The sequence below is a fragment of the Prosthecobacter sp. genome (assembly GCF_044232965.1).
In the GTDB taxonomy this organism is placed as follows: Bacteria; Verrucomicrobiota; Verrucomicrobiia; order Verrucomicrobiales; family Verrucomicrobiaceae; genus Prosthecobacter.
On sequence record NZ_JBIIKX010000030.1, the window covers coordinates 33876 to 45152 of the forward strand.

The following is an 11277-nucleotide window of genomic DNA, read 5'->3' on the forward strand; positions in this document are numbered from 1 at the left end:
TTGAATGTCCTCGGGGGCAGCTTTGCTCCCAGAACTTCATTCAACAACTGCAAACCATGGCAAACTACCGCCATCGACCGCAAACTCAGGCGAGGAGCGGCCTCAGCATCTCACAAATCTCGGGCACTCGGACAAACGGATCTTCCTTTGTCTCGAATTCGAGCGTGAACCAGCCCTGGTAGTTCGCGTCGCGCATGATCTGAATCACACGTTTCACGTCGCTGGGCTCGGATTCCTTGGCACCTTCACGTTTGATCTCCATCTTGAGCTGCACGTTGACCGCATAGGGCGCGATCTTCGCGAGGTCGGCGTAGGGATCGGCGGTGTGGAAGTTGCCGCTGTCGAGATTGATGCCCGCCCAGGGACTTTTCGCGGCCCGCACCATCTTGATGAGGTTGTCCGGCAGCGCGACGATGCCACCGTGGTTTTCGAGACCGAGGAAGACGCCTTTCTTGGCTGCATAGTCGAGACACTCTTGATAGGCTTCGAGGCAATTGGCCACGGCCTCTTCCTCGCTGAGACTTTTTTCCTTCGCGCCTGCGAAGACGCGGATGTGAGGTGCTCCCATGATCGCGGAGTAGTCGATCCACTTTTTCGTGTAGGCGATCTGCTCGCTCAGTTTTTCACCTTTGGGCAGCGCGAAGTTGTTGCCGACCGCCGTCCCGGCGAGCTGCACACCGCGCAGGTAGGCGCGGCGCTTCACTTCGAGCAGGAAGGCCTCATCGACCTCTGGCGGGAAGAAGTAGCTCGTCACCTCGGCTCCGGGCACGTTGTTGTCGCCGCACCAGTCGATGAAATCGAGGATGCTCCAATGCGGACGGTCGCCCTTTGGCTTCTGCTCCTTGTCACGCATCCACTGGAAGTACTCGCGGAAGCTATAAGCCGCGACGCCAAGCTGCATGCGGCTTTTGCCGGGGCGCTTGATCGGCTCGATCGCCGGCAAAGTGGAGACGCTGAGCGCGCCAAGGCTGGTGGAGAGAAAATGACGACGTGAGATCATGGCGGGTGAAAGAACGAGTTGGAATCACAGGATTAACAGACTTCCAACCTCATGAACAAGCTTTCTCTTTTCGCTGCCGCTTTCTTTTTAATCGCCATCGCCCACGCCGAACCCGCCAAGGTGCGTCTCTGGCCGGAAGGCGCTCCCGGCGCGAAGGGCGACACGGACAAAGACCAGCCCTTCATCAATGTTTGGCCTGCGTCGAAGGACAAAGCCAACGGCGCGGCCTTTGTGGTGTGTCCTGGCGGCGGCTACGGCGGCCTCGCGGCGGATCACGAGGGCATCCAGGTCGCGAAGTGGTTCAACGGCCTCGGTGTGTCCGCCTTCGTGCTGCATTATCGTCTCGGCACGAGCGGCTATCACTTTCCCACGCAACTCATCGACGTGCAGCGGGCCATCCGGCATGTGCGGGCGAATGCGAAGCAGTATGGCATCGACCCAAATCGCATTGGCATCATCGGCTTCTCCGCAGGCGGACACCTCACCTCCATGGCAGCCACGATGTTCGATGAAAAGCCCGCAGGCATGACGAACGACGCTGTCGATCAAGTCAGCGCTCGCCCCGATGTCGCCGCGCCGACGTATCCGGTGATTTCCATGATCCAGGACTTCGGCCACAAAGGCTCACGCAAAAATCTGCTCGGCCCGAATGACAACGACGAACTCGCGAAGCACGTCAGCACTGAAACTCGCGTCACCGCCAGCACACCGCCGATTTTCATCTTCCAGACCGACGAAGACACCGTTGTGCCTGCCGAAAACGCCGTGGCCTTTTACCTCGCCTGCCGCAAAAACAAGGTGCCTGCCGAATTGCACATCTATCGTCCCGGACCCCATGGCGTAGGCCTCTTTCTTGGCGATCCCGTGCTCGGAAGCTGGAGTACTCATCTGCGCGACTGGCTGCGCAATCAAGGTTTCCTCAAGCCTGCCAAACGCACGGCAGTGGACGGGAAAGTCACTGTGAATGGCAAGCCCGTGAGCTGGGGTAGTGTGATCTTCACCCCGGAAGATCCCTCTGCACCGGTGGCCTGCGCCCGCGTGATGGGCGGCAAGTTCAAGCTCGACGAAAAGACAGGCCCCGTGCTCGGCAAGGTCAAACTCACCGTCAGCTACAGCGCCGCCGACGTTCCCGGCCTCGAAGCTGCGGATGGAACGGTCACAACAAAGGAACAAAAACCCGGAGCAGGTGATTGGATCCTCGAAATCGGTGAAAACGCGAAGAACCTGGAACTCCAGGTCTCGCGTTAACAGCCTTCAACGATCCAAAGATCAACCCTCGAACTTCTTGATCAACAGCGCGGCGTTGTGGCCGCCGAAGCCGAAGGAATTGCTCAGGGCGGCGTTGACCTTCGCCGGACGGGCGGTGTTCGGCACGACGTCCACGTCCACTTCGGGGTCGAGATTTTCGACATTGATGGTGGGCGGCACGATCTGATCCTGGATGGCTTGAATGCAGGCGACGAGCTCAATGCCACCAGCGGCACCGAGCAGGTGACCGGTCATCGACTTGGTGCCGGAGACGAGCAGCCCATTGCCGATCTTTGCATAGTCGCCAAAGACACGCTTGATGGCGCGCAGCTCGCATAAATCACCGACCGGGGTCGAGGTGGCATGCGCGTTGATGTATTGCACGTCCGTGGTGTTCAGCTTGGCGTGGCGCAGGGCCATTTCCATGCACTTGGCTGCACCCAAACCTTCGGGATGCGGGGAGGTGAGGTGATAGGCATCAGCGGTGGCGCCGTAACCGGCCAGTTCGGCATAAATCGTCGCGCCGCGCTTCTTGGCATGTTCGAGTTCTTCGATCACGACCACGCCAGCACCTTCGCCCATGACGAAACCGTCGCGATCCTTGTCCCAAGGGCGGGAGGCGCGCTCAGGCTCGTCATTGCGCAGACTGAGGGCCTTCATGTTGGCAAATCCAGCGAGACCGCAGGGACGAATCGATGCTTCGGCACCGCCGCAAATCATGGCGTCGGCATCGCCGAACTTAATGATGCGCCAGGCCTCGCCGATGTTGTTGTTGGAAGTCGCGCAGGCGGTCACGATGACCATGTTCGGCCCCATGAAGCCGTATTCCGCCGCGATCATGCCGCTGCCGATGTTCGTGATCATCATTGGGATGAGGAACGGCGACACGCGGGAGGGCGATTTCGTCAGCAAAATCTCATACTGAGTCTCGATGGTGCTCAGACCGCCGATGCCGCTGCCGACCATGACGCCGACGCGGTGCGGATCGAGGCTGTCCGGGTTCAAACCGGCGTCCTTCGCGGCCATTTTCGAGGCGGCCATGGCAAACTGGAAATAGCGGTCGGCACGCCGCGCGTCCTTGTGGTTGTTGAAGAACTTGGTGGGGTCAAAGTCCACCACCTCACCGCCGATCTTGCAGTCGTACTTCTCCGTGTCCATCGACTGGAGGCGGCGGATTCCGCTCTTGCCGGCCAGGAGGTTCTTCCAGAACTCCTCCTTGGTGTTGCCGTTCGGGGAGACGACTCCCATGCCGGTGATGACGACGCGACGCTCGCTCATTGTATGTGAATTGGTGGGTTGATTTGGAAGTTGAGAGAACACGGTTTGCACGGGGGGGCAAGGGGAAATCATCTCCTTGGCGGCGCTGGACGCTTGAGAGTGGGGTGATTCTGGTGTCTGCCTGTAAATGTGACACGTCCGTTCCTCATTCTGGCACTCCTTGTTTTACCGCCGCTCACGGTTCTCGCAGCGCCGGAGGCAGCGGCGATTCCCCCGGTGTTTCGCGATTGGATGGCGGCGCAAAAGGACGCTGGCAGCATGCGAGTCACCTTCAAGCAGACGCGCACCACACCCGCACTCAAAGAGGCCGTGGCCTCCAGCGGCCAGTTCTGGCGCATGGCGGACGGACGCTTTCGGTGGGAACTGGGGAGCCCAGCCACTATGAGCCTCATCTTCGACAAAGAAGCCGTGCGCCTCAAAGAAAGTGCCGCATCGCCCTGGCAGACTTTGAAGCCCGACGATAGCCGCGTGCGCATGTGGATGAAATTTCTCAGCGGCCGGGAGATGGACGCCGAATCGCTCACAAAGAACTTCACGATGAAAGTCACGCAGCAGGAAAAGACCTTCGCCACCGTCGCGATGATCCCGCGTCCGCTGCTCATCAAGAAGTACCTCAAACAGCTCGACATGCAGATCGAACCTGGCGGCAAACGCCTCCTCGGCTTCCGCATCGTGCAGGGCGATGGCTCCACGCTGCTGATGAACTTCGGCCCGCCGGAGAAACCGGGAACCGATGTGGAACGACTATTTCAGCCGTAGCTTCGGTTGGCAACCGCAGCCGAACGTCCAAACCGGTTCGATCACCACTCGAATCTACGCAGTTTATCCTGGCCGGGGTGGGCGCTCGTGGTGCCCGGCAGGCGATTTTCGAGCACCTGACGCAGCGCGGCTGGATCGAGAGGCGTGACTTTTGCTGGGCGCCTGAATCACGGAGCCCCGGTCGGCTTCATGGAGACGAGCCGGGTGGTGACCTGCTGGCGGACGGGCATGTTTTTGCCCTCCACTTTGAGCTGAATGGTGGCGGAAAAAACGGCCAGGGAGATGGTTTTGCGCTCCAGGTCGAAGAAGATGTGTCCGTTGACCTTGGAATCGTCGCCTAGGGTGACGGGGCGCTGGGTGCTGAGCTCGCGTCCCGCGCTGTCTTTGTCCCGCTGGGATTTCATGACGCCCTCAAAGGCGATCTGGGCCTGTTGGCGACCTTCACGGTCAACGACACCATCGAACTTAGCGTTGAGTTTCACCTGGACGGTGCCGGTCTGAGGGAAGGGGACGATCTCGTCGGAGATCCATTTGTCGCCCGGGCGGACTGGGATTTTCGGCAGTCCCATTTCCAGCGAGCGCCGATAAAGGGCGGCGAGCTGCCGGGCGTCGGCGATGGAGGCCAGATCGGGCACGGTGCCGCCAGTGACCATGGAGGCGGTGTCCTTGGCATCGAGAAAGCGGCCATGCTCGTCATAGACCAGCGTGAAGCCACGGCCGGCAGCTCCGCCGAAGGTCTGCTGAAGCAGCGGGTGGGAGGCACCGGGGTTTTTGGAGTCAAACGCATGGCTTTTGCCATCGTAAGTCATCTCACCCAACAGGGATTCGATCAGAACCTGGGCCTCGGTTTGGTTCTGGGCGTTTTTTTGCACGGCGATCCGGGTGGTTTGGTGCAGACGCAGTTTTTGGTCACTTGTTTTGCCGAGCGTGGTGAGGAAGTTCGTGGTGTCAGTGTCCGATTCCTGGACATAGGTCTGCCCCGGTTCCCAGTGCAGTTTCAGCTCCACCGGGGCGTCCTGAGCCAGGCTGGAGAGGGAAAAGCAGAGGGATAAAGTGGCCAGGGCAGCGGCGGCGGTGCGGAGCATGTGCCGAGGTAAACCAGCGGGCCGGGGAATGCAACGGGGCGCTCGGATTACGGCGGCCCTGGGGTTGGTGGCAGAAATCGAATCCAGAGTTGGCACGCTTCCGGCTAAAAAGAAGTTCTGCAAAAGGTTGGGCCAGGAAAATTCATCTTCCCGCGGTTCTGATCGTTGCAATTCGTGAACCACACTACTAATTGCCGTTAACCATGAAAAAAGTCGAAGCGATCATTAAGCCGTTCAAACTGGAGGATGTCAAAGAAGCCCTTTCCGAAGTGGGAGTCGAGGGGATGACTGTTGTGGAGGTCAAAGGATTTGGCCGCCAGAAGGGTCACACCGAGATCTACCGCGGCAGCGAATACACCGTCGATTTCCTCCCGAAGGTGAAGATTGAAGTCGTCGTGGACGACAGCCGTGCCGACACCGTGGTTGACGCCATCGTGAAAGCCGCGAACACCGGGAAAATCGGAGACGGCAAGGTCTTCGTCAGCGCCATTCTGGACGCCATCCGCATCCGCACCGGCGAGCGCGGTTCCGACGCCGTCGCCAGCAGCTAATTTTCCATCCCCCCAGAACCTTCCCGTTCTTTGATGCCCGTCTCTGGCCCTACCAGAGACGGGCATTGTTTTTTGATTGAGGATTGGCCGGTTGGCTTTGTGACGATTTCGTCACCAAGGGTGGCCGTGCGCAGTAGGATAGCCCTTCCTGCCACTTCTTCCCCACATGACATCCACGTCTATCTCCTTCGTTATTCGCGCCGCCGTCGCGCTGGTTCTTGTTGCTTTCCATTCGCCATGCTTGGCTGCGACCCTTGACACGCGGGCTGTCAACGACGCGCTCGCCCCGGCACCCCCAGTCACGCTCGGCGAGCAACTCGAAAATCTCGGGCGCATCTACCAAAGTAAGAACAACCCCGTCGTGCAGGAGTTCTGGCTCCTTGGCCGGTATCACGCCCAGCAGCACTGGATTGATGGCAGCAACGGCCAGTACGAAGAGAGCCTCGAAAACCGCCGCCTGCGCATGGGATTTCAGGGCAAATTCTTCAACAAACTCACCCTGCATGCCCAAATGGTCAGCGGCACCGATCTGGAGCCTTTCTACAACGGCTTCACCGAGCTTTGGGCCCAGTGGTCCTTCAGCGATGCGCTCAATCTGACCATCGGCCAGCAAAAGCACCGCTTCAGCCACGACCGCAACGTCTCCAGCCGCTACCTCAACTATCTCGAACGTGCCATGCTCACCAACATGTTCGCGCTGGACTACACGCCTGCGGTCACGCTGAGCGGCAAGCTTGGCCGGTTCAGCTACTACACCGGCCTGTTCTCCAACGCGACCGGCCCCAGCATGGGCAATTCATTCACGAAGCTCAATTCAGGCTGGAGCTACCTTGCCGCTCTCACCTATGACCTCGGGCATCCTGCCGGTCTCGATGCCGCGCACTTGAACGTGAGCTACCTCTACAGTGACTTCAATGCCCGCGCCACGAACCTCAATCGCTTCTACAACGGCTTTTCGACCGCGCTCATCCTCGCGGAAGGCCCCATGTCCTTCGTCACAGAGATTACTTCTGGATTGGGCGGTACCCGCGGCGCGGCGCACGGCATCAATTTTCAGCCTGGAATCTTCCTCACCGACAAGCTCCAACTCGTCGGGCGCTATCAGTTTGCCTTTTCTGAGCGAGAAACCGGTCTGAGCGCCCAGCGCCGCTACGAACGCAACGTCGGGCTCAATGCCGGCGACCGCTACCATGCCGGTTACTTCGGTCTGAATTACCACATCGCCCGCCATCGTCTCAAAGTCATGACCGGCGTCGAATACGCCAAAATGAACGGCCGGGACAGTTGGATGGGCATGGTGGCCCTCCGCCTCTTCTTCGGCCCGCATTCCAAAGGCCCGTTTCCCATGGCACAGACGCTTGACGGTGTCTGGTGAGCACAAAATACTCCTACAGGCCGCTTTGAAACGAATCCGTCACAAAACCATCCGGGACCTGTCTTGACAGCCCGCTGCCCCTTCGCTCTATCTGCCCCGCCAGCCACTCTTATGATCTCCTTCCAAAAAATCTTCGGCAAGACGGATGTCTTCTACGACCTGCTCGAGGCCAGCGCCGCTCAGGCGCAGCAGAGCGTCCAGGCGCTGAACAAGCTGCTCTCCCAGCCCGCAGACCCCGCGCAAACCCTGGATGCCTTTTCCACCTCCCGTCGTGAGGACAAAAAAATCACCCAGCAGATCGACGAGGCGCTGTGCCGCTCCTTTGTCACGGAACTGGAACGTGAGGACATCGAGGCGCTGGCCAACGTGCTCTACAAGATCCCGAAGACCGTCGAAAAAATCGCCGAGCGTGTGCTGATCTGCCGCTCCCGCCTGGGGCCGGTGGATTTCTCCAAGCAGATGAAGATGAAGGAGGACGCCATCGCGATCGTGGTGACCATGGTCGGTGAACTGCGCAAGAAGCTGCACCTGGAACGCATCAAGGAGCTCAACGCCAAGCTGCAGAAGGTCGAGGGCGATGCTGACAAGCTGATGCTGGAGTGTCTGCGCGTGCTTTACACCACCGAGAAGGATGCGGTGGTCGTCATCATCCTGAAAGACCTCTACGATTTGATGGAAAAGGTCGTGGATCGCTGCCGGGACGCCGGAAACGTCATCGCTCACATCGTGTTGAAGAATTCCTGACCCGTAGCAGACCGCGATTCCATGACTACCGCGTTGTTCCTGCTCCTTGTCGTTCTGCTCGTGGTGTATGCCTTCGAGTACATCAACGGCTTTCATGACACGGCCAATGCCATTGCCACCGTCGTCTCCACGAAGGTACTCACACCGCGTCAGGCACTCTTGCTGGCAGCGGGGATGAATCTGGTCGGCGCGTTTTTCGGTCAGGCCGTGGCCAAGACGATCCACAGCGGCATCGTGGATGACAAGGTGGTGGCGGTGACGACTCTGACGGTGTTTTGCGCCATGCTGGCTGGCATCATCTGGAATCTGATCACCTGGTGGTTTGGCATGCCCTCCAGCTCCACTCACGCGTTGGTGGGCGGCTTGATCGGCGCGAGTCTGGGTGCGGCGGGAGGCAACTGGAAGGTGCTGATCTGGTCGCGGGTGAAAATCGACAAAGTGACTGGCAAGGAAAGCATGGAGGGCATTTACCACAAAGTCGTGGTGCCGATGATCACCTCCCCGCTATTGGGCTTGGTGGTCGGCTTTTTGTTCATGGGCTTCCTGTTCTGGCTCATCCGCAACTGGCGGCCGCACAAGGTGAACACGGTGTTTGGCAGGCTACAGATCGTCAGTGCCGGTTACATGGGCTTCGGCCATGGCATGGCGGATGCGCAGAAGACCATGGGCGTGATCATGCTCACGCTGTTTGCCGCTACCCAGGCCGGTGAGCTTAACAACCTGCCAACCTGGCTGAGTTTCCTGCAAGTCCCAGACAAGTCGGCCTCAATCCCCATCTGGATCGTCATGTCGTGTGCTATCACGATGGCAGCAGGCACCTACGCGGGCGGCTGGCGCATCATCAAGACGCTGGGCCACAAGATGGTCAAAATGAAGCCCGTGCATGGTTTCGCCGCCGAAACCACCGCAGCCACGATCCTAGCGGCCACCGGCTACATGGGCATGCCGGTGAGCACCACGCACACGATCACCACCAGCATCATGGGCGTCGGCGCCGCAAAACGCTGGGGCTCCATGCGCTGGACGCTCATTGAGAGCATTGTCTGGGCCTGGGTGATGACGATTCCCGCCACCGCCCTGCTCGGCTACGTGTTCCACCGGCTCATCACTGCGGCGCAGTAACTTCAGCCACTGCGGCACGCAACGCCGCCACCATGCGCTCGATTTCGTCCAGCGTGATGCACAGCGGCGGCATCAGCACGACGGTGTTGCCGATGGGACGTGTGAGCAGACCGTGTTGGCGAGCGGCGATGCAGATTTTTGCTCCCGTGCTCAAATCCTGCGACTCCACCGTCATCGCCGCGATCATGCCGCACTGACGGAAACCGGGCAGATCGGCCATCAGCTCACCCAAACGTGCGATTTTGGCCGGGAGCTGCTCCAGCACCCGTTCTTCGCGGAAAACGCGCAGACTGGCCAGCGCCGCCGCGCAACCGAGTTGGCTGCCAGCGTAGCTGTGGCCGTAGAAAAACGTGCGACCTTCGCTTGGATCGCCGAGGAAGCCTTCGAACACGCGTTCCGAGGTCAATGTGACCGCCAACGGTAGATAACCGCCCGTCAGACCCTTCGCGAGGCAGAGAAAATCAGGAACGACGCTTTCATGTTCACTGGCAAACATTTTGCCCGTGCGACCAAAGCCGGTCATGACCTCATCCAGGATCAAAAAAATGTCCTGAGCCTGACACCACGCGTCCAGCGCTTTCAGCATGCCTTGCGGCCACAGGCGCATGCCGGCGGCACCTTGGATGAGCGGCTCGATGACCACGGCGGCGATGCGGTTACGCTCGTCAACGGTCAAGAGGTCAAGGGCGTCAAGACTTGGGACCGTGAGGACGCGGTAGCCGAAGTCGTTGCCGCTGCCTTTGAACAGCGGAATGCCGCCGAGACTGGCCGCACCGAGCGTGTCGCCGTGATAGGCGCGGTCAAAGGCGATCAGCGTGTCGCGCTGCGGCCTGCCATTTTGTTTCCAATACTGCAATGCCATGCGCACGGCCGATTCGATGGCCGTGGAGCCGTTGTCCGTGAAAAAGGCCCGCGTGAGCTTCTCTCCCGGCACCAGATCCACAAGCTCCTTCGCCAGCCGGATCGCTGGTTCATGGGTGAAGCCCAGAAACGAAGTGTGCGCCACCTTGCCGAGCTGTTCCGTGATCGCCGCGTTGATCACGGGATGGTTGTGGCCATGGACGTTCGTCCAGATCGAGGCGTTGCCGTCGAGGTACTGGTTGCCGAACTGATCCCGCAGCGTGCAGCCATTCCCTTCCACCAGCAGCAGCGGCACGTGATCCGCCGCACACCATGGCTGCATCGGCGTGAAAGGGTGCCAGAGATGGCGTTTGTCGAGATCGATCAAATCACTCAAAGGTTGGCTGGGGATTAGCTGCTTGCGTACTATTTACAAATCTTGTTTTCTCCAAGTCCTGCCCCTGGGGTAGTTTCAGAGTCTTTCACCTTATCGGAACGTAATCGTCTCATGAATGACGGAACCATAGCGCTCTCAGCCTCACAGCCAGCCGCTAACAGCGGGCTGTTTCCGGCGACGATGTGGTCGATGATCCAGGCGGCGAAGCAGGATGAGGAGTCGTTGGCGGGGCTGGAACGGCTAGGACGTGCCTATTGGCGGCCGTTGTATGTGTTTGCGCGGCAGAGGGGGGCGGCGCATGACGCGGCGGCAGACGAGGTGCAGGGTTTTTTCGAGCACCTGCTCTCCCGGGACATGCTCAAAAACGTGAAGCGCGGCGAGGTGCGCTTCCGCAGCTTCCTGCTGCGCTGTTTCACCAACTGGCTGCTCAACGAGCATCACCGGAACCATGCGGCCAAGCGTGGTGGCGGGGCGGCGTTGCTGCCGATGAATGAAATGGACTCCAAAATCGATGAACCGGCCTTGATCGAGGGAAAATCACCCGACAAGGCCTATGACCATGGCTGGGCGCGCGCCCTGGTGGATCATGCGATGAAGCGGTTGGAGGGGGAGATCGCGCAGCGTGAACGCAGCGTGTTTTTGATGGAACTGCGCGAGCGCACCTTTGCCAGCAGTGGCGCCAGCCCTGACTGGGAGGAGATGGCGCAGCGTTATGGCATGTCGCATGGAGCGGTGCGGAAGGCGGCCACGGACCTGCGGCGGCGGTTTGGTGTGCTCCTGCGAACGGAGGTGCGAAACATCGTTTCAAAGGATGAGGAGGTGGATGATGAATTACGCTATCTTGTGAGTCTGCTGTCCATGGCGGCATGAAGCATGCT

The 11277-nt window shown here is 59.7% G+C and carries 11 protein-coding genes; 7 read left to right on the forward strand and 4 right to left on the reverse strand.

All coding sequences use genetic code 11. The features are described 5' to 3' along the window. Window positions 1-85 precede the first annotated feature (85 nt). Window positions 86-1000, reverse strand: a complete 915-nt coding sequence (locus tag ACILSI_RS14015; RefSeq protein WP_395722512.1) for a sugar phosphate isomerase/epimerase family protein — start codon at window positions 998-1000, stop codon at window positions 86-88. A 51-nt stretch (window positions 1001-1051) separates the two neighbouring features. Here ACILSI_RS14015 and ACILSI_RS14020 point away from each other — a divergent pair, with 51 nt between their 5' ends. Next, a complete protein-coding gene (locus tag ACILSI_RS14020) occupies window positions 1052-2248 on the forward strand; it encodes an alpha/beta hydrolase (RefSeq protein WP_395722513.1) in 1197 nt (398 codons plus the stop codon). 21 nt (window positions 2249-2269) lie between these two features. Here ACILSI_RS14020 and fabF read toward each other — a convergent pair whose 3' ends face one another. Further along, on the reverse strand, window positions 2270-3526 hold the full coding sequence (gene fabF, locus ACILSI_RS14025; protein ID WP_395722514.1) for a beta-ketoacyl-ACP synthase II: 1257 nt from the start codon (window positions 3524-3526) through the stop codon (window positions 2270-2272). Between the two features lie 129 nt (window positions 3527-3655). Between fabF and ACILSI_RS14030 the strand changes: the two genes are divergently transcribed. After that, window positions 3656-4285: an outer membrane lipoprotein carrier protein LolA gene (locus ACILSI_RS14030; protein ID WP_395722515.1), complete on the forward strand. Its 630-nt coding sequence runs from the start codon at window positions 3656-3658 to the stop codon at window positions 4283-4285. A 167-nt stretch (window positions 4286-4452) separates the two neighbouring features. Here ACILSI_RS14030 and ACILSI_RS14035 read toward each other — a convergent pair whose 3' ends face one another. Next, entirely contained in the window at window positions 4453-5370 is a 918-nt protein-coding gene (locus ACILSI_RS14035; protein WP_395722516.1) for a hypothetical protein, read from the reverse strand. A gap of 203 nt (window positions 5371-5573) precedes the next feature. Here ACILSI_RS14035 and ACILSI_RS14040 point away from each other — a divergent pair, with 203 nt between their 5' ends. From ACILSI_RS14040 to ACILSI_RS14055, 4 genes are all read left to right on the forward strand, one after another. Further along, the gene (locus ACILSI_RS14040) at window positions 5574-5921 is read left to right on the forward strand and encodes a P-II family nitrogen regulator (RefSeq protein WP_395722517.1); all 348 of its coding nucleotides are present in this window, start codon (window positions 5574-5576) and stop codon (window positions 5919-5921) included. A 241-nt stretch (window positions 5922-6162) separates the two neighbouring features. Further along, the gene (locus ACILSI_RS14045; RefSeq protein ID WP_395722518.1) at window positions 6163-7296 is read left to right on the forward strand and encodes a porin; all 1134 of its coding nucleotides are present in this window, start codon (window positions 6163-6165) and stop codon (window positions 7294-7296) included. A 111-nt stretch (window positions 7297-7407) separates the two neighbouring features. Next, complete coding sequence (locus tag ACILSI_RS14050) at window positions 7408-8040, forward strand: DUF47 domain-containing protein (protein WP_395722519.1); 633 nt, start codon at window positions 7408-7410, stop codon at window positions 8038-8040. A gap of 21 nt (window positions 8041-8061) precedes the next feature. Beyond that, window positions 8062-9162 carry an anion permease gene (locus ACILSI_RS14055; RefSeq protein ID WP_395722520.1) on the forward strand — a complete coding sequence of 367 codons (1101 nt, stop codon included), beginning with the start codon at window positions 8062-8064 and terminating at the stop codon, window positions 9160-9162. Here the strand turns inward: ACILSI_RS14055 and bioA are convergent. Continuing rightward, window positions 9146-10390 (reverse strand): adenosylmethionine--8-amino-7-oxononanoate transaminase, encoded by a 1245-nt coding sequence (gene bioA / locus ACILSI_RS14060; protein WP_395722521.1) that lies wholly within the window; start codon window positions 10388-10390, stop codon window positions 9146-9148. The two genes, ACILSI_RS14055 and bioA, sit on opposite strands and share 17 nt — an antisense overlap. Before the next feature lie 120 nt (window positions 10391-10510). Here bioA and ACILSI_RS14065 point away from each other — a divergent pair, with 120 nt between their 5' ends. Next, a complete protein-coding gene (locus ACILSI_RS14065) occupies window positions 10511-11269 on the forward strand; it encodes an RNA polymerase sigma factor (RefSeq protein WP_395722522.1) in 759 nt (252 codons plus the stop codon). The last annotated feature ends 8 nt before the right edge of the window (window positions 11270-11277 follow it).

Excerpts from the sequence above, each read along its gene's own strand:
- fabF (WP_395722514.1), bottom strand. The coding sequence starts at position 3,526 with ATGAGCGAGCGTCGCGTCGTCATCACCGGCATGGGAGTCGTCTCCCCG.
- ACILSI_RS14065 (WP_395722522.1), top strand. The coding sequence starts at position 10,511 with ATGAATGACGGAACCATAGCGCTCTCAGCCTCACAGCCAGCCGCTAAC.
- ACILSI_RS14055 (WP_395722520.1), top strand. The coding sequence starts at position 8,062 with ATGACTACCGCGTTGTTCCTGCTCCTTGTCGTTCTGCTCGTGGTGTAT.
- ACILSI_RS14050 (WP_395722519.1), top strand. The coding sequence starts at position 7,408 with ATGATCTCCTTCCAAAAAATCTTCGGCAAGACGGATGTCTTCTACGAC.
- ACILSI_RS14040 (WP_395722517.1), top strand. The coding sequence starts at position 5,574 with ATGAAAAAAGTCGAAGCGATCATTAAGCCGTTCAAACTGGAGGATGTC.
- ACILSI_RS14015 (WP_395722512.1), bottom strand. The coding sequence starts at position 1,000 with ATGATCTCACGTCGTCATTTTCTCTCCACCAGCCTTGGCGCGCTCAGC.
- ACILSI_RS14035 (WP_395722516.1), bottom strand. The coding sequence starts at position 5,370 with ATGCTCCGCACCGCCGCCGCTGCCCTGGCCACTTTATCCCTCTGCTTT.
- ACILSI_RS14020 (WP_395722513.1), top strand. The coding sequence starts at position 1,052 with ATGAACAAGCTTTCTCTTTTCGCTGCCGCTTTCTTTTTAATCGCCATC.